This is a genomic window from Arthrobacter sp. Rue61a (genome assembly GCF_000294695.2).
GTDB lineage: Bacteria > Actinomycetota > Actinomycetes > Actinomycetales > Micrococcaceae > Arthrobacter > Arthrobacter aurescens_A.
The window spans coordinates 3,839,594-3,856,962 of the sequence record NC_018531.1; the positions used below are offsets into that span (position 1 = coordinate 3,839,594).

Sequence of the window (17,369 nt, forward strand, 5' to 3'; positions counted from 1 at the left end):
TCAAAGCGATAGTGTTGATGGCGGACAGCACTCTGCGGACCTTTCGGGGAACGCGCTCGACGCCGACGACGGCCCGGGCGGGGACCTTGCGGCAGGATCCGCGCAGCAAAGATCGATGAATGATGAGGTTCACCATGTCCCAGGACACCACCGGATCCACGGCCACCGCTGCAGCTTCAACGGCTCAGAACGGTCAGGCCCCACACGTCGAGGCGCTTGAAAACCTCCTCCACGAGAACCGCAAATTCGCACCGTCGGCGGAGTTTGCCGCCAATGCGGTGACGAGTGCTGACGCCTATGCAGAGGCGGAGGCGGACCGTCCCGCGTTCTGGGCCAAGCAAGCCCGTGAGCTGCTGACGTGGGATAAGGACTTCACCGAGGCCCTTGACTGGTCCAACCCGCCGTTCGCCAAGTGGTTCGTGGGCGGCGAGATCAACGCTGCGTACAACGCGCTGGACCGGCACGTGGAGAACGGCCTGGGCGACCGTGTTGCCATCTACTTCGAAGGCGAACCCGGCGACACCCGCACCTACACCTATGCCGAGCTGACCGAAGGGGTCAAGAAAGCCGCCAACGCCTTCGAAACCCTCGGTGTCGCCAAGGGCGACCGCGTGGCCGTGTACCTGCCCATGATCCCCGAAGCCGTCATCACGCTCCTTGCCTGCGCCAGGATCGGCGCCGTGCACTCGGTGGTGTTTGGTGGCTTCTCCGCGGACGCGCTGCGTTCCCGTATCGAGGACGCCGAGGCAAAGCTCGTTGTCACTGCCGACGGCACCTACCGCCGCGGCAAGCCCAGCGCCCTGAAGCCCGCGGTGGACGAAGCCCTCTCGAAAGAAGGCCACACCGTCCAGAACGTGGTCGTAGTCAAGCGCAACGGCGAGGACGTCAACTGGGTGGAAGGCCGCGACCTCTGGTGGTCCGACACGGTAGATAAAGCGGACACCGAGCACACCGCCGTCGGGCATGACTCCGAGCACCCGCTGTTCATCCTCTACACCTCCGGCACCACCGGCAAGCCCAAGGGCATCCTGCACACCACCGGCGGCTACCTCACCCAGGGTGCCTACACCCACAAAGCCGTGTTCGACCTCCACCCGGAAACCGACGTGTACTGGTGCACCGCCGACGTCGGATGGGTCACCGGCCACTCCTACGTCACCTACGCACCGCTCATCAACGGCGCCACCCAGGTCATGTACGAAGGCACCCCGGACTCCCCGCACCAGGGCCGCTGGTGGGAAATCGTGGAGAAGTACAAGGTCTCCATCCTCTACACCGCGCCCACTGCGATCCGGACGTTCATGAAGTGGGGCCGGGACATCCCGGACAAGTACGACCTCTCCTCCATCCGCGTCCTCGGCTCGGTGGGCGAATCCATCAACCCCGAAGCGTGGATGTGGTACCGGGACGTCATCGGCGCCAACGCCGGTAAGAACGGCGAAAAGAAAGACAACCCCGCCCCGATCGTGGACACCTGGTGGCAGACCGAAACCGGCGCGCAGATGATCGCCCCGCTGCCCGGCGTCACGGCCACCAAGCCCGGCTCGGCGCAGGTTCCGCTGCCAGGCATCGCCGTGGACGTGGTGGACGAAGCCGGCCAGTCCGTGGCCAACGGCGAAGGCGGTTACCTGGTGGTCCGCGAACCGTGGCCCTCCATGCTGCGCGGTATCTGGGGCGACCCGGAGCGGTTCAAGGACACCTACTGGTCCAGGTTCGAGGCCATGTACTTCGCCGGCGACGGTGCCAAGAAGGACGAAGACGGCGACGTCTGGCTCCTGGGCCGCGTGGACGACGTCATGAACGTCTCAGGCCACCGCCTCTCCACCACCGAAATCGAGTCCGCGCTGGTCAGCCACCCGTCCGTCGCTGAAGCGGCAGTGGTGGGTGCCGCTGACGAGACCACCGGACAGGCCGTCGTGGCGTTCGTCATCCTCCGCGGTGACGCCGTGAACAACGGCGACGAAACCGTGCTGGCACTGAGAAACCACGTGGGCAAGGAAATCGGGCCGATCGCCAAGCCCAAGCAGCTGCTGATCGTTCCGGAACTGCCCAAGACCCGCTCGGGCAAGATCGTCCGCCGCCTCCTCAAGGACATCGCGGAAGGCCGCGACACCGGCGACGCCACCACCCTGGCCGACCCCGGTATCATGACGCAGATCGCTGAATCACTCCGTAAGTAAGCAATTCACGACGGCGCCGCTCACCTCCCGAGGCGAGCGGCGTCGTCGTGCGTTTAAGCAGTTGGGCGACGCCGCCGCGCTTTGCCTGCCGTGCTCTGGAAGCCTCCCGCCCTAGACTGGTGCCAGACTCAGCCCCATGTTTGACGAGGTTCCCCAGAAAGGCCCTGATGCTTCAGGCAGCACGCCACTCCGCCATCATCGACGCCGTCCAGCGCGAACGCGTAGTGCGGGTCTCGGACCTCGCGCAATTGCTGGGGGTCTCCCCCATGACCGTACGCCGCGACATCGAAGCGCTCGAGGAAGCCGGCCGCGTTGAGCGCATTCACGGCGGAGCCAAGCTTCCCGGCGATGCGAGCACCCACGAACCCGGCTTCGAACTGAAGTCCACGCAACTGACTGCGGAGAAGCACGCCATTGCGGTGGAAGCCGCGTCGCTGGTCCAGGAAGGCATGGCAATAGGCCTGGGCGCCGGCACCACTACGTGGGCGTTGGCGAAGGAACTCGTCAATGGTCCACGCATCACTGTGGTCACCAACTCGGTGCGCATTGCAGATCTTTTCCACCATGGCTCCTCATCAGGCCCGGCACGCTTCGGATCCACGGTGATCCTGATCGGTGGCGAACGGACACCGTCGGACGCCCTGGTGGGGCCGATAGCTACGTCCTCGCTGAAGCAGCTCCACCTGGACGTGCTCTTCCTGGGAGTCCACGGCATGGATGCGCACGCCGGTTTCACCACCCCCAACCTGCTTGAAGCCGAAACCAACCGCGCTTTCATGTCGTCCGCCCGGAGCACCGTTATCCTGGCCGACCACAGCAAGTGGGGCGTGGTGGGCATTGCGTCGATCACCCGTTTGGAAGAGGTTGACGAGCTGATCACGGACTCGCTCCTGGGCGAGGATGCCCGCCGCGTACTGGCCGAGAATGTTGCCAAGCTGCGGATCGCGGAGGCGTAACCCAAGTAGCTCGCAGCTACGTAGTTGGATCTCATACCGCGGGTGGAGACCAGCCGGCAGAGTTCAGCCGCGAGACTGACGCCGTGGGATAGGGCCCGCGGGGATGCTGGATATATGAACGCCATCCTCCACGCCCAGCAGCTCACCAAGCACTACCCCGGCAGCATCGCCTTGGACCACGTCGACTTCATAGCGAATGCCGGAGAGTCCATTGCGATCATCGGTCCTTCGGGTTCCGGTAAGACCACCCTTCTGCACTGCCTCGCCGGGATTTTGAGGCCCGACGCCGGTTCCATCACCTTGAACACGCCGTCGGCGCCAATGCGGCTGGACACCTTGGGTGACGCTGCGTTGTCCCGCCTGCGTCGTGAGGAGTTCGGCTTCGTATTCCAGCAAGGCATGCTCTTGCCGGAGCTCACTGCCTTGGAGAACGTGGCCCTTGCCCTGATGCTCAACGGCACAGACCGTGCAACGTCCGAGTCCCGGGCCGCCGAATGGTTGGCGGCCTTGGGCCTTGCCGGCATGGAGCAGCGTCGTTTGGGCGAGCTCTCCGGCGGACAGGTTCAGCGCGTGGCCATTGCCCGCGCCCAGGTCACGGGCGCCCGGGTTGTCTTCGCCGACGAGCCCACCGGCGCTTTGGACTCGGCGACCTCCAAGGAAGTCCTGGACGTGCTCCTCCACTCGGTGGCCGCTAACGGCCGGACTCTTCTGGTGGTCACCCACGATCCCAACGTTGCTGCCCGTTGCCGGCGCGTTGTGGAATTGCGCGATGGCCGGATCGTGTCAGATAGCGGAAGCCCCGTTTCGGCCCCGAGCCAGGCAGAATCGTCCAGCCAGGCTGCGCCCGCCTCCAGCCCGGCAGAGGCGGCCACCGCCAACTTCAAGGGTGCCTTCAATGTCTAGTCTCACCATGGCCCTGCGCCTCACACCGTATCTGGCCCGAAGCAACTGGAGCAGCTTCCGGGAATCCGGTCTTCGCGATGCCGGGCTCCCGATCCTCGCCTTCGGGACGGTCACGGCTCTCCTGCTCACGGTAGCCGGAGGTTCACAGGTCTTCTGGTCCTGGTCTGACACCATCGCAGGCACGTACCAAGCCTTGGCCGTCGTTGCGATGGTCTTGCTCATCATTCCCTTGCTGACGCTCGGCGCCTCGGCCGCCCGACTCGCCGCACGCCGTCGTGATGACCGCTTGGCCTCCTTGCGGCTGCTTGGCGCCAACAGCGCGACCGTGGTCTGGATGACCGTCATAGAGTCCACTGTCCTCGCTGCCGTGGGAGCTTTGGCGGGTGCGGGGCTCTATGCCTGCATCGCACCGTTCCTGGGGTTGATCCAGTTCCGCGGCCAGGCAATCGGAAGCCATGCATGGTTGTCGGTGCCATCCATTCTCGGCTGCGTCCTGGCAGTCTGTGTGCTTGCCGCGGCGAGCGCTGCGCTGGGGCTGCGGAAAGTTGTGGTGACGCCGTTGGGCGTCCGTACCAGGCAAACGGCCGACGGCGCACACTGGGTTCGCGGTCTTATCGCGGCTGTGGTGGTGGTCATTGGAGTGGTGGCGATGGGTATGCTCAGCAGCTTCGGCGCGTTCATTGTGATCATCGCTGTGATGGGTGGCTGCTTTGGCTTGGCGCTGCTGGCGTTGAACCTCATGGGGCCTTGGATCCTGCGATTGCGGGCGTCCTCGCAACTCAAGCGCGCCAAACGGCCTGAGCAACTGCTGGCCGCGAGGACCGTCCTGGAGAGCCCCAAGGAATCGTGGCGGCAAGTTGGGGGCGTCGCGATGACCAGTTTTGTGGGGGTGTTCGTGGGCGTCGGCATGGCGGTGGCGGACACCATGGGAACCGGCGGTGACGCTGAAACTACGCTGCTTGTCCGCGACATCAATACCGGAGTGATGATCACCTTGCTGGGCTCGTTCCTGATGGTTGCCTGCTCTGCGGGCGTGAACCAAGCAGCGGCAGTTCTGGACCGGGCTTCAACCTTGGTGGCACTGGACCGCGTGGGGATGCCGCAGAAACTCATGGTGGCCGCCAGGGTCAAAGCCGTCATGTCGCCGCTGTTCCTGGTAGCGGGTATTTCAGCTGCCGCAGCCGCCCTCCTGGTCCTTCCGCTGACCGGCGCAGTGCTGTTGACCCAGCCCGTGGTGTTCCTGACCATCGGCGGGGTGTTCGCGGCGGGGTTCCTGCTGGTCAGGCTCGCTGTTGCTGCAGGCACGGCCCAGATCAGCCAGGTGCTGGCACGCCCGGAGCGTTACGCGAGCATGGACTCGTAACCGGACCAGCCGCCGTCGTCATACCCGCCGGGACCAGGCGGGCTATGTGCAGCCGCAGGACTGACGGATGATCAGCTCGGTGGGCAGGATCTGATGTTGCAGTGCATCGCCGCGTCCCTTGCCTACCAGTGCCTGCACCGCGGCTTCGGCCATCGCCCTGACCGGCTGCGCAACGGTGGTCAGGGCGGGCCAGCTGTATTCGGCGTCGAGTGATCCGTCGAAGGAGACCAATGCAAGGTCCTCGGGTACCCGAACACCGGCCTCGTGAAGTGCCCTGAGAATACCGATGGCTTGCATGTCGTTGCTGGCAAAAATCGCCGTGGGCCGGTTGGCCATGGAGAGGAAGCGCTTGCCTACCTCGTACCCGCCCGGACGGCTGAAGGGTCCGTGAAGCATGGGCCCGTCCGGCAACCCGGCGTCATGCAAAGTGGCCAGCCAGCCTACCTCGCGGCCATCCAGCTGATTGCCGGTATTGGTGCCGATAGCCAAGCCAATGTTTGTGTGCCCATGGCCAATGAGGTGTTCAACCGCGGCACGCGCTCCGGCTTGGAGATCAACACCCACGCTGTTAAATTCAGGGGGCGAGCCTGCATTGTTCAAGAGCACGGAAGGGATCTCCGAGGCTTCAAGTTCCGTGACATCGGGATCGAACACACAGCTGGCCAGGAACACACCGTCCACCTGCCGGGCGGCAAGGGTGCGGATGTTTTTGCGTTCGCGCGTCAGGCTTCCGTCAGAGTTGGTGAGCACCATCCCGTACCCCAGTTCGGACGCAGCCTCTTCCACGGCGTGGGCCAGCTGCGTGAAAAATGGATTGGTGTTGTCCGGCACCACCACGCCGATGGTCTCGCTGGAACCCAGCTTGAGGGCACGGGCGGCGGCGTTGGGTCGGTATCCGAGGACACGGATGGCCTCCCGAACCTTGGCTTCCGTTGCCGGGGCCACGTTCTTGGGCCCACCGTTCACCACGTAACTCACGACGGCGGTACTCACCCCGGCGTACCGGGCCACGTCTTTGCGTGTGACCGGGCCGCGCGAGGTTTGTACCGCTGAAGTTGTCATGAGGTAAATGCTAGCTACTCCACGGGAGCATCACCGAAGTCGCGGATGGGGAGGCGCTCCCCGCCGCGAAGGGCGGACTCGTGGGCGATGATTCCCGGCAACGTGAACCGGGCTGCCACCCAGGCGTTGACTGGAGGAAGGCTGCGGTTGTTGACCGCCGTGACGAAGTCGTCCACCAGGAATTGGTGGCTTCCTTCATGCCCGTTGGGTGCCCCGATGAACTCTTGGGGAAGCCGGGACTGGTCATGCACGGGAGCCAGCCCCGAGATGAAGGCATCCCGCAGTTCCGGCGCCACGTCTGCCAGGGAGGGGTCATCCAGGGACATAGTGGGCTTGGTTTCCACCTGCTCCGATACGTCTTCCACCGTGGACTTGTCCTGCCACACCGTGGTGGTAGCAAGCTGCTCAAAGCTGGCGTCGGTGCCAAAGAAACGGAAGCGTGATTCCCGGATATGGGAGGGGTACCCGACGCGGCGCATCTCGTTGGTGCGCATCGCGCCGCCGTCGTTCATTTCAAAAAGTGCCGTGGCGTTCGAGAAGTCGTTGGCAAACATGCTGACGTCCTTGTCGAAGACGCCATCGCCGCGGTGGTCCTTCACACCGATGCAGCTGACGCTGACCGCGTGCCCGGGCACAGCGCCGAGGACGCCACCGATGGCATGCGTCGGGTAGAGCATGGGCGGGTAGCTGGCGGTTTCCTTCCACCGCTCTCCCCCGCTGTACTGATACGCCTCGTAGAACCCGAGGTCCATGTCATGGACGTAGTCGCCCTCGGTGTAGAAAATGCGGCCGAACTTTCCCGCCGCATGTTGCTGCCGGGCGAAGACAGTGGCGGGGTTGTAATAGCTGGTTTCACCCATCGCGTAGACCAGCTTGGTCTCACGTACGGCCTCGATGATTCGTTCAATTTCCTCTTCGGAGATCGCCATTGGCACTGCTGAATAGACGTGCTTCCCGGCCCGCAGGGCGCGCTCAACCAGAGGCCCGTGCGTCCACCGCTGCGTGAAGATGGCGACAGCATCGACGTCGGACTCCAACAGCTCATCGAAGCTGCCCATCACGCCGTCCAGTCCCCAGCGCTCCTGCGCTGCAACGGCTCGCTCGGGCAGTTCGTCGATTGCGTACACCGCGCTGACGCCCGGGTGGAGCTTGAACAAGTGGGCGAATTGGCTACCGAATTGCCCTGCACCCACAACACCGATCGAAAACGTCATTGTTTACCTTCCTTGAAGCTACTGAAAGCAGCCGCGGCTATGTCCTCCATTGATTCCGTGTCGAGTCTCCCACTGCGATCTACACGAGTCAACAGAAAGAACAGTTACGAACATTTCTCACCAAAATATTGCGTCAGCTCTTGCATCATCCAAATCTACTCGTGTAGATTCTTATCCAGTTGTTACCCATATCACAGTCAGGAAAGGGTCGACGATGACCACGCTAACCAAGCAACCGGGCGGGGCCCCGGGGCGCTCCGGGAGTATCCACGGACGCAAGCCCCAGCCCGCCAAACGCAGCATGACCAGCCGCCTCGGCGACCTAAGAATCGCTCTCTTCTTCATCTTCCCGGCCGTCATCGGCTTCGTGGCGTTCTTTCTGATCCCCACCATCCGCGGCATCTACCTCAGCTTCACTGAGTACAGCATCCTGGGCGAGCCCACGTGGATCGGGATCGATAACTACACCGCGATCTTTGCCGACGAACTGTTCTGGAACGCCATGGGCGTCACGCTCCAGTACGTGGCCCTCAACATCGGCTTCCAAACGGTCATCGCCCTTGGCCTTGCCCTGCTGATGCATCGGGTAGCTAAATCCACCTTTATTCGCGGCGCCCTCCTGCTGCCGTTCCTGGTGGCCAACGTCATCGTCGCCCTCCTCTGGTTCTGGATGCTCGACTACCAACTGGGCATCGTCAACGAAATCATGAGCTGGGTGGGCCTCCCCCGTGTGGCCTTTTTCGGCAGCGAACAATGGGCCATCCCCACCATCGCGTTCGTGAACGTCTGGCGGCACATGGGATACACGGCCCTGCTGATCTTCGCCGGCCTCCAATCCATCCCCAACCACCTGTACGAGGTAGCAAACCTCGACGGTGCGTCCCCCACCCGGACGTTCTGGAGCGTCACCATGCCGCTGCTCCGCCCGGTGTTGGTGCTGGTGCTGGTGGTGACCGTGATCGGTTCCTTCCAGGTTTTCGACACCGTAGCCGTCACCACCAACGGTGGACCCGTCAACGCCTCCCGCGTGATCCAGATGTACATCTACCAAAAAGCCTTCGGCGAGTCCGACTTCGGGTACGCCTCCGCACTGTCCGTGATTCTGTTCGTCATTCTCGCCCTGGTGGCCTTCGTGCAAATGAAGTTCCTCAAGGGCAATGAATCGGACCTGGACTAAGCCGGATTTGGACTAAGGAACCGCCATGACAACCTCAACCCTGCCCCGCAATGACCGCAAGAAGCCCCTCAATTGGCGACGCATCGGCGCCTGGGTGCTGGTCGCCGTCGCCCTCGCCGTGACCATCGCCCCGTTCCTCTGGATGCTGCGGACGGCGTTGTCCAGCAACAGTGCGCTGGCCTCCAACGCCGGGAACCTGCTCCCGGCCGACTTCAGCTGGGGCGCTTTCAAGCGCGTCCTCGGGCTGCAAACCACCGAAGAGGCTATTGCCGACGGCGGCTCCGGTGCAGCCATAAACTTCTGGCTCTACCTCCGCAACTCCGTCATCTTCGCCACCGTCACCACAGCCGGCCAAGTGTTCTTCAGCGCCATGGCTGCCTACGCTTTCGCACGGTTGCGCTGGCCGGGCCGTAACAAGGTATTCGCCGTGTTCCTGACCACCATGATGGTTCCGCCGATCTTCACGGCCCTGCCCAACTTCCTCATGATCAAGAACCTCGGCCTGCTCAACACCATGGCCGGCATGTCCCTGCCGTTCCTGTTCATGACCCCGTTCGCCATCTTCTTCCTCCGCCAGTTCTTCCTCAGCATGTCCCGCGAGGTTGAGGAAGCGGCAATGCTCGACGGCGCCAAGCACCTGCGCATCTTCTTCCAGATTGTGCTTCCCAACGCCGCCGCCCCCATCGCCACCCTGGCGCTGCTGACCTTTATCGGCCAGTGGAACGAATACTTCTGGCCGCTGCTGGTGGGCCAGGACGAGAACGTCCGGGTGCTCACCGTAGGCCTCAGCGTCTTCAAATCGCAGTCCCCGCAAGGCGCCCTCGACTGGTCCGGGCTCATGGCCGGAACCCTTGTTGCAGCCCTGCCGATCTTCCTGCTGTTCATCGCCTTCGGCAAGAAGGTGGTCAACTCCATCGGATTCTCCGGAATCAAGTAACCCGTACCCCCCTGTGAAAGTCACACCCTCGAAAGGTTCGCTATGAAGAAAACCCTCGGCGTCGCCGCTGCTGCCGCCGCCATCGCCCTGACACTGTCCGCCTGTGGCGGCTCCTCCCCTGCCTCGTCCGAGGCCAAGGGTGAAATCAACTATTGGCTCTGGGACGCCAACCAGCTCCCGGCGTACCAGCAATGCGCTGATGATTTCACCAAGGCCAACCCGGACATCAAGGTCAAGATCACACAGCGCGGTTGGGACGACTACTGGACCACGCTGACCAACGGTTTCGTGGCCGGCACCGCACCTGACGTGTTCACCAACCACCTCTCCAAATACCCGGAGTACGCAGCCAAGAAGCAGTTGCTCTCCCTGGATGAGGCCGTGGAGAAGGACGGCATCAAGCTGGACGCCTACACCAAGGGCCTCCCTGAGCTCTGGGTGGGTCAGGACGGCAAGCGCTACGGCCTCCCGAAGGACTGGGACACCGTGGGCCTGTTCTACAACAAGGCCATGACGGATGCAGCCGGGATTTCCGCGGAGCAGATGGCTTCGCTTGATTGGAACCCGAAAGACGGAGGCAGCTACGAGAAAACCATCGCGCACCTGACCGTGGACAAGAACGGTAAGCGCGGCGACGAGGCAGGGTTCGACAAGAACAACGTGGCGACGTACGGCCTCGGCCTAACCGGCAGCGGCTCCGGACAAGGGCAGACGGAGTGGAGCTTCCTGACGGCGACCACGGGTTGGACCGCCACGGACAAGAACCCGTGGGGCAGCAAGTTCAACTACGACGACCCCCGTTTCCAGGAGACCATCGCTTGGTGGGCCGGATTGGTGGACAAGGGTTACATGCCCAAGCTCGAGACCACCGTCGGCGCCAGCATGCCGGACAGCTTCGGCGCAGGGAAGTCCGCCATCAACACCAATGGGGATTGGTTGATTGGCCAGTACAAGACCTACAAGGGCATCGAAACGGCCTTTGCCCCCACCCCGAAGGGCCCCAACGGCGAGCGCGCTTCCATGTTCAACGGCTTGGCCGACTCCATCTGGGCCGGCACCAAGAACCCCGGGGCCAGCGTCAAATGGGTGGAATACCTCGGCTCCACTGCTTGCCAGGATGTTGTGGCCAGCAAGGCTGTTGTCTTCCCTGCAATCGCCAGTTCCTCCGAGCTAGCCGCCAAGGCCTTCGCCGACAAGGGCACCGACGTTTCCGCCTTCACCACGCATGTGAAGGACGGCACCACGTTCCTCTTCCCCATCGCGGACAAGGCCGCCAAGGTTGACGGCATCATGAAGCCGGCCATGGACGCCGTGCTCTCCGGCAAGAAGCCTGCTTCCTCCTTGACTGAGGCCAACAACCAAGTCAACGATCTCTTCAAGTAAACCCACCCGTTGCGAGGCCCGCTCTACGCGCCAATTCCTTCGCGAAGTGCGCAGAGCGGGCCTCACAACGCCCCAATTGGCCCGGCGCCCATCCAATTCTGAAAGCGACTTCATACATGCATCCGCTCCATCTCCGTTCCGCAGGTACCAGCCTGGTGATCAGCACCCACCGTGGAGAGGCTGAGATAGCGCACTGGGGAGCCGATCTGGGCGACACCCTCCCGGACTTGGCCATCCTCAACGAGCCAATCCCGCCTTCGTCCATTGACGCGAACGTGCCCGCGGGCCTCCTTCCCCAGGCGTCGTCGTCGTGGCAGGGCCGGCCGGGACTTCGAGGCCACCGCTTCACGGACGGCGTGCCCGGTTTTGATTTCTCGGTGCGCCTGCGCGTCGTGAGTGCGACGTCGGACGGCACCACAGCGGTGATTGTCCAGGCCGATCCCGACGCCGGCATCACGGTCACCAGCAACCTCACCTTGCACCCGGGCGGACTCCTCGAAGTGAAGCACTCCGCAACCAACCATGGCACGTCGCCTTTCCAGGTGGACGAGTTGGCGACCATGCTCCCGGTGGCGCCGGACGCCGTCGAACTTCTGGACCTGACGGGTCGTTGGTGCCGTGAGCGCCACCCCCAGCGCAGGGCCATTCAACAGGGAACCTGGGTCCGCACGGGCCGCCATGGACGGACCGGACATGACTCCTCGCTCCTGCTTGCGGCCGGAACAGCCGGCTTCGGCAACAGGCACGGCAAGGTCTGGGCGACGCACTTGGCGTGGAGCGGCAACCACGAGCAGTTCGCGGACAACGTTGCCGATGGCCGCACCATGGTGGGTGGCTCCGAGCTGTTGGGACCCGCCGAAGTGGTCCTGCAGCCCGGCGAAAGTTACACAACTCCCGCACTGTTTGCGGCCTACTCAGACCGGGGACTGGACGGAATTTCCGAGGCTTTCTACTCCTGGTTCCGTTCACGGCCGCACCACGTGGGTGCATCTTCCGGTAAAGCCCGCCCAGTAGTCCTCAACACGTGGGAAGCGGTGTATTTCGACCACAAACTGGACACCCTGATCGAGTTGGCGGAGTCGGCTGCCGATCTTGGAGTTGAACGTTTCGTGCTCGACGACGGCTGGTTCCGCGGGCGCCGCGGCGACCACGCGGGGCTGGGCGACTGGTACGTTGACGAGACCCTCTGGCCGAGCGGCCTGACTCCGTTGATTGATGCCGTGACGTCACGCGGCATGGAGTTCGGGCTGTGGGTGGAGCCGGAAATGGTCAATCTGGACTCCGACATCGCCAGGGCTCATCCCGAATGGATCGTGGGCCCCTCAGCGGTTTCCTACAAAGACGGCGGCCGCCTGCCCCTCGGGTGGCGGCAGCAGCATGTGATCGACCTCGTGAACCCGGATGCGTGGCAGTACATTTACGATCGGATCGACGCCCTGCTGCGCGAGAACAACATCAGCTACCTCAAGTGGGACCAGAACCGCGACCTGCTGGAGCACGGGCATGCGGGCCAGGCTTCGGTGCACGAGCAAACCCTTGCCGCGTACCGGCTGTTCGATGCGCTCCATGCAGCCCACCCAGGGGTTGAGATCGAAAGCTGCTCCTCCGGTGGCGCCCGTGTGGACCTTGGGATCCTGGAGCGGACGGACCGGATCTGGGCTTCCGACTGCAACGACGCCTTGGAACGGCAAACCATCCAACGATGGACCGGAATGGTGGTCCCGCCGGAACTGGTGGGCGGACACATTGGACCCACTACGTCGCACACCACCGGGCGGACGCACGACCTCTCGTTCCGCGCCATCACGGCGTTGTTTGGACACTTCGGCATGGAGTGGGATGTCCGTTCCGTCACCGGGGAGGAGCGTGAGGAGCTCAAGCGCTTCATCGGACTGTACAAGGAACACCGTGGCCTTATTCACAGTGGCCGAATGGTGCGGGCCGATGTGCCGGACGAGTCCCTGATGGTGCACGGCGTGGTGGCTGACGCTCCAACGTCCGGTGCCACGGCTGCTCTTTTCGCCGTGGTGAAAACCCGGACAGGCTTTAGCGAACTACCCGGACGGGTGACCATTCCGGGGTTGGATCCGTGCCGGACCTACCGGGTGGAGTCGATCTTCCCTGCCCCCGGGGACGCCGACTACGGGCACACGTTCACTGAGGCAAAGCCGGCGCCGTGGGTGGATTCCGGGGCTGCGGCTTCGGGACGGTTCCTGGGTGAGGTAGGTCTTCCCATGCCGGTCCTGAACCCGGAGCATGCCATCCTGCTGCGGTTTACGGCCCTCTGACCCTCTCTCACATCCCTCGGGCTTGAACCGGACCCTCTCTCACATCCCTCGGGCTTCCCGGGATCCCTCTCGCAGATAACGGAGGGTTCCCGGGATCCCTCTCGCACCAGAGGAAAGCGTCAGACCGCATCGGCCAGGTACTCGATGGCCAGCTTGTACCCGAGGACACCCGCGCCGACGATGATCGCGTTGCACACACCGGACAGGTACGAGTGGTGGCGGAACTCCTCGCGCTGGTGCACGTTGGTGATGTGCACCTCGACGGCGGGCAGTTGCACAGCCGCCAGGGCGTCACGAAGCGCCACGGAAGTATGCGTGTAGGCGCCGGCGTTGATCACAATTCCGACGGCGGTGCCTCGCGCTGCGTGGATGGCGTCCAAGAGGTCGCCCTCATGGTTGGACTGAACGCAGTCAACGGTGAAGCCGTGGGCAGCTGCCGCAGTCATGGCGAGTTGCTCGACGTCGGCCAGAGTGGACGTACCGTACTTCTCCGGCTCGCGGGTGCCCAGCAGGTTCAGGTTGGGGCCGTTGATCACAAGGATGGTGCCGCGACCCGTTTCGGTGGCGGGAGTAGCTTCAGTCATGGCTCCCAATCTATAGCGGTGCAGGAGCGCGCGGGAATTGTGCCCGCTACGTGAGCGGCAGCGGCGCGAAAACACCCACGATGCGGGAGAGGACCTATTTACGGGTGCACTGACTTACTTACGGGTGCACTGACCAGCCGAGACAGGGTTGCTGAGACCGGGAGCCTGCGCAGCCACGGGTTCAAGGTCCGCCATGGTGAGCGCGAAGCCGAGAGCGGCATCGGTGGTGGTCTTGGCGAAGATCAGGCCGGCCACCTGTCCCTGCATGGTCAGCAGCGGCCCACCCGAGTTACCCGGCTGGACGTCGCCCGCCAGCTTGTAGACCTGCTCGGGAGAAGGATTGTTGCCATAAATGTCCGGAACCAGAATGGTGGAAATGCCTTGGACAGTGGCTGGCTTGGATTGGAAGGGGCCGCCGTGCGGGTATCCCGCAAAAGCGGCGGAGCTGCCGGCAGGCAGGTCGGCACTCAAGGGCAGCGGGCTGGACTGCAGTCCGTCCACGGCCAGCACCGCGATGTCCCGCTGGGAGTCGAAGTAAACCACCCGACCCGGCAACGCGCCGCCGTCGGGCACTTCCACAACAGGCTGCGACACGCCCGCCACAACGTGCGCGTTGGTGACGACGCGCCCGGGCGAGACAACAAATCCGGATCCGGTCTGGTTCTGCCCGCACTCGAACGCGGTGCCGGCGATCTTGAGGACAGAATCGGCGGCTTGGTTCAGGGCAGGTGTGTCGGTTGACTCGTTGGGAACAGGCACCGGTGTGACAGGCCCGATGCCCTCGATGAGCTTCGGTATTCCGTCGCCGATCACCGTGGACCGCAGCTGAGCCATAGTGCTCTTGACGGGCGTGGGAGTCAGATCGTCGATGTAGCGAATGACGCGGGACTCAGCCAACTGCTGCGAAACGAACGGCACACCCAGCGAGCTGATGCTGAACGCCAACATGGACATCACCAGCGCAGCCACCACCACGCTCACCACGCCACCGATCAACCGGTCCACCGCATGCAGTGGCTTGATTCGCACGGTGTGGCGGACTTTACGCCCGATCATGGTGCCCAAGCCGTGCCCCAAAGCAATAAGCACGACGGCGGCACCCACCGTGGCGGTCAGCCTCCAACCGCTGTCGGTCACCCAGCCGCTGACGAGCGGAACGGCCATGAAGGCCGCGATGGCGCCCACGACGAATCCTGCGATTCCACCCAGCGTGACCATAAAGCCGTTGCGCAGGCCATAGATCAAGTAGGAGAGCAGCATCAGAATCAATGCCAAATCCAATATCGTCAAGCCAAACACCAATGCTCCTCATAGCCGGGTAGCGCCAATTCTAGATGTCCACCCTGACAACCAACCGTTAGTCCGGTCACGATAAGGAGGCGCATTTACCCCTGTGAACGGCGTCAGCAGGGGCAGGATGGACCGAAAAGCCGCGCCATTTCAGCGTTTCACGTGCCAAGTACGTCACAGAAGCTTAAAAATTCTGAAACAATGGCCTGAGCGCCACGACCGAAACTTATATTCAGGAGATTTCATGGACATCGAGGTATTGCGCCGCGCACCCCTCTTCGCCACCCTTGACGACGACGCATTCCGCTTGCTGACGGACGAACTCACCGAGGTGGACCTTTCACGTGGAGCGTCGGTGTTCCGCGAAGGCGACCAGGGTGACCAGCTCTACTTCATCGTTTCCGGCAAGGTAAAGCTCGGCCGCACGTCCCCCGACGGCCGCGAGTCGCTCCTGGCCATTCTCGGCCCGGGTGAGCTCTTCGGCGAAATGGCGTTGTTTGACCCCAGCCCGCGTACCGCAACGGCCACAGCCGTTTCGGAAACCCGGCTGGCCGGCCTCAAGAACGAGAGCCTCAACGCTCTGCTCCGCACGCGCCCCGAGGTTTCCGCGCAGCTGCTGCAGGCTCTGGCCCGCCGCCTTCGCCGCACCAACGACTCCCTTTCCGACCTCGTCTTCTCGGACGTCCCGGGCCGTGTAGCCAAGGCCCTCCTGGACCTGGCGGACCGCTTCGGCCGTCCCGCCACCGACGGCGTCCTGGTAGCCCACGAGCTCACGCAGGAAGAACTGGCCCAGCTGGTGGGCGCTTCCCGCGAAACCGTCAACAAGGCACTGGCCGAGTTCGTCCAGCGCGGCTGGCTCCGTCTGGAAGCCCGCGCCGTGGTGATTTTGGACATGCAGCGCCTCCGCCAGCGCTCCCGCTAAACAGCCACAAAAAAGCCGCCCCGGTGTTTGCCGGGGCGGCTTTTTTCATGTCAAACCCGAGGGATGTGAGAGAGCGTCCGTCCCAAACCCGAGGGATGTGAGAGAGCGTCCGCCCCAAACCCGAGGGAAGTGAGAGCGCGTCCGTCCCAAACCCGAGGGAAGTGAGAGAGCGTCGAAGGAAGGGTCAGCGCTCGCGCTGGGGCTCGCCTGCTACGGTTCGGGCGGCTTCGACCTCGAGCATCAGGAATCCGCCCTCGTCCACCAGTTTTGCCTGGTACACGTGCGCTTTGCGTTTGTAGCTCAGGTACGCGATGCAGCCGTTGGCGTTGGCCATTTTTTCGAGCATGATTTCGGAGCCCGGCACCAAGAGCTGCCCGAGGGTGAGGCCCACGGTGTTTTCCTGGCCTATTTCGTCGCCGAGTGCCGGGGTGTCCCTGAGGGCGATGGCTTCGGCGGCGGTAACCCAGCGACCCCAAACCCCTTTGCTACCCAGGATGGTGGGTTGCTGGTTCACGGGGACGGTGGCGGCGAAGTATCGGGTGTTGAAACGCGTGTGCGCGAAGTCCGGGCTGAGCCAGTTCACCAGGGGCTTGAGGAGGTCGGTGCGGACTGAAAGCCCGCGTTTAGAGAGCATCTCCGTGAAGGACTTCTCCTGCGCGGCCACGGCTTCGCGGGCGCGCATCCAGTCGGCAGTGGAATTCGCCTCAACAGTGGAGGAAGCGTCCGGGCCTGCGAGCAGGACACCCGTTTCTTCGAAGAGTTCGCGGATGGCGCCCACCACGTGACGGCGGGCGAGTCCGACGTCGTCCGTTCCCATCTGCTCAGCCCAATGCTGGGGTGACGGGCCAAACCAACCTACGGGGTCGTCGTCGGACGGGTCCAAGGATCCGCCCGGGAACGCGACAACGCCCAACGGCGAGGAACCCGGCCTGTATCCAAGCCAGGTTTCCAAGCCGGTGGGCGAGTCGCGCAACAGCACAACAGAGGAGGCGTAGCGGGCGGCCCTGGGGGTCCGTTCGCCAAGCTCAAGCCAGTTTCGTGCTGCCCCTTCAAGTTCCGGGGGCAGTACGAACAGACGGCGGGCAAGCTGCGGCAATTGGTTGAACCGGT

Annotated in this window: 14 protein-coding genes; 9 read left to right on the plus strand and 5 right to left on the minus strand. The window is 63.6% G+C overall.

What is annotated here, in order from left to right; translation table 11 throughout:
• Positions 1–134: 134 nt before the first annotated feature.
• From acs to ARUE_RS17465, 4 genes are all read left to right on the plus strand, one after another.
• Positions 135–2,180: an acetate--CoA ligase gene (gene acs, locus ARUE_RS17450; protein WP_043471477.1), complete on the plus strand. Its 2,046-nt coding sequence runs from the start codon at positions 135–137 to the stop codon at positions 2,178–2,180.
• Positions 2,181–2,347: 167 nt separating this feature from the next.
• Entirely contained in the window at positions 2,348–3,136 is a 789-nt protein-coding gene (locus tag ARUE_RS17455) for a DeoR/GlpR family DNA-binding transcription regulator (protein WP_011775976.1), read from the plus strand.
• 114 nt (positions 3,137–3,250) lie between these two features.
• Entirely contained in the window at positions 3,251–4,039 is a 789-nt protein-coding gene (locus tag ARUE_RS17460; RefSeq protein ID WP_014922687.1) for an ABC transporter ATP-binding protein, read from the plus strand.
• Complete coding sequence (locus tag ARUE_RS17465; RefSeq protein ID WP_238324372.1) at positions 4,032–5,402, plus strand: FtsX-like permease family protein; 1,371 nt, start codon at positions 4,032–4,034, stop codon at positions 5,400–5,402. The genes ARUE_RS17460 and ARUE_RS17465 overlap by 8 nt, the downstream gene beginning before the upstream one ends.
• A 42-nt stretch (positions 5,403–5,444) precedes the next feature.
• Here ARUE_RS17465 and ARUE_RS17470 read toward each other — a convergent pair whose 3' ends face one another.
• Complete coding sequence (locus ARUE_RS17470) at positions 5,445–6,464, minus strand: LacI family DNA-binding transcriptional regulator (protein WP_014922688.1); 1,020 nt, start codon at positions 6,462–6,464, stop codon at positions 5,445–5,447.
• 14 nt (positions 6,465–6,478) lie between these two features.
• Entirely contained in the window at positions 6,479–7,678 is a 1,200-nt protein-coding gene (locus ARUE_RS17475; RefSeq protein WP_011775980.1) for a Gfo/Idh/MocA family protein, read from the minus strand.
• Positions 7,679–7,892: 214 nt separating this feature from the next.
• Here ARUE_RS17475 and ARUE_RS17480 point away from each other — a divergent pair, with 214 nt between their 5' ends.
• The 4 genes from ARUE_RS17480 to ARUE_RS17495 all read left to right on the plus strand — a co-directional run bounded on the left by ARUE_RS17480 (position 7,893) and on the right by ARUE_RS17495 (position 13,463).
• Entirely contained in the window at positions 7,893–8,855 is a 963-nt protein-coding gene (locus tag ARUE_RS17480) for a carbohydrate ABC transporter permease (protein WP_043470645.1), read from the plus strand.
• A 25-nt stretch (positions 8,856–8,880) separates the two neighbouring features.
• Positions 8,881–9,792 (plus strand): carbohydrate ABC transporter permease, encoded by a 912-nt coding sequence (locus tag ARUE_RS17485; RefSeq protein WP_011775982.1) that lies wholly within the window; start codon positions 8,881–8,883, stop codon positions 9,790–9,792.
• 42 nt (positions 9,793–9,834) lie between these two features.
• Complete coding sequence (locus tag ARUE_RS17490; protein WP_014922689.1) at positions 9,835–11,175, plus strand: ABC transporter substrate-binding protein; 1,341 nt, start codon at positions 9,835–9,837, stop codon at positions 11,173–11,175.
• A gap of 116 nt (positions 11,176–11,291) precedes the next feature.
• On the plus strand, positions 11,292–13,463 hold the full coding sequence (locus ARUE_RS17495; protein ID WP_014922690.1) for an alpha-galactosidase: 2,172 nt from the start codon (positions 11,292–11,294) through the stop codon (positions 13,461–13,463).
• A gap of 119 nt (positions 13,464–13,582) precedes the next feature.
• Here the strand turns inward: ARUE_RS17495 and aroQ are convergent, their stop codons facing one another.
• On the minus strand, positions 13,583–14,047 hold the full coding sequence (aroQ, locus tag ARUE_RS17500; RefSeq protein WP_011775985.1) for a type II 3-dehydroquinate dehydratase: 465 nt from the start codon (positions 14,045–14,047) through the stop codon (positions 13,583–13,585).
• 114 nt (positions 14,048–14,161) lie between these two features.
• Positions 14,162–15,346 carry a MarP family serine protease gene (locus ARUE_RS17505; protein ID WP_043470649.1) on the minus strand — a complete coding sequence of 395 codons (1,185 nt, stop codon included), beginning with the start codon at positions 15,344–15,346 and terminating at the stop codon, positions 14,162–14,164.
• A 235-nt stretch (positions 15,347–15,581) separates the two neighbouring features.
• On the opposite strand from ARUE_RS17505, the gene ARUE_RS17510 reads away from it, so the two are divergent.
• On the plus strand, positions 15,582–16,259 hold the full coding sequence (locus ARUE_RS17510; protein ID WP_011775987.1) for a Crp/Fnr family transcriptional regulator: 678 nt from the start codon (positions 15,582–15,584) through the stop codon (positions 16,257–16,259).
• 184 nt (positions 16,260–16,443) lie between these two features.
• Here ARUE_RS17510 and ARUE_RS17515 read toward each other — a convergent pair whose 3' ends face one another.
• Entirely contained in the window at positions 16,444–17,355 is a 912-nt protein-coding gene (locus ARUE_RS17515) for an NUDIX hydrolase (RefSeq protein WP_014922693.1), read from the minus strand.
• Between the last annotated feature and the right edge of the window lie 14 nt (positions 17,356–17,369).

What these genes read in the sequence shown, in the direction of transcription:
- acs (WP_043471477.1), top strand. Translation starts at nt 135, where the DNA reads ATGTCCCAGGACACCACCGGATCCACGGCCACCGCTGCAGCTTCAACG.
- ARUE_RS17455 (WP_011775976.1), top strand. Translation starts at nt 2,348, where the DNA reads ATGCTTCAGGCAGCACGCCACTCCGCCATCATCGACGCCGTCCAGCGC.
- ARUE_RS17460 (WP_014922687.1), top strand. Translation starts at nt 3,251, where the DNA reads ATGAACGCCATCCTCCACGCCCAGCAGCTCACCAAGCACTACCCCGGC.
- ARUE_RS17465 (WP_238324372.1), top strand. Translation starts at nt 4,032, where the DNA reads ATGTCTAGTCTCACCATGGCCCTGCGCCTCACACCGTATCTGGCCCGA.
- ARUE_RS17470 (WP_014922688.1), bottom strand. Translation starts at nt 6,464, where the DNA reads ATGACAACTTCAGCGGTACAAACCTCGCGCGGCCCGGTCACACGCAAA.
- ARUE_RS17475 (WP_011775980.1), bottom strand. Translation starts at nt 7,678, where the DNA reads ATGACGTTTTCGATCGGTGTTGTGGGTGCAGGGCAATTCGGTAGCCAA.
- ARUE_RS17480 (WP_043470645.1), top strand. Translation starts at nt 7,893, where the DNA reads ATGACCACGCTAACCAAGCAACCGGGCGGGGCCCCGGGGCGCTCCGGG.
- ARUE_RS17485 (WP_011775982.1), top strand. Translation starts at nt 8,881, where the DNA reads ATGACAACCTCAACCCTGCCCCGCAATGACCGCAAGAAGCCCCTCAAT.
- ARUE_RS17490 (WP_014922689.1), top strand. Translation starts at nt 9,835, where the DNA reads ATGAAGAAAACCCTCGGCGTCGCCGCTGCTGCCGCCGCCATCGCCCTG.
- ARUE_RS17495 (WP_014922690.1), top strand. Translation starts at nt 11,292, where the DNA reads ATGCATCCGCTCCATCTCCGTTCCGCAGGTACCAGCCTGGTGATCAGC.
- aroQ (WP_011775985.1), bottom strand. Translation starts at nt 14,047, where the DNA reads ATGACTGAAGCTACTCCCGCCACCGAAACGGGTCGCGGCACCATCCTT.
- ARUE_RS17510 (WP_011775987.1), top strand. Translation starts at nt 15,582, where the DNA reads ATGGACATCGAGGTATTGCGCCGCGCACCCCTCTTCGCCACCCTTGAC.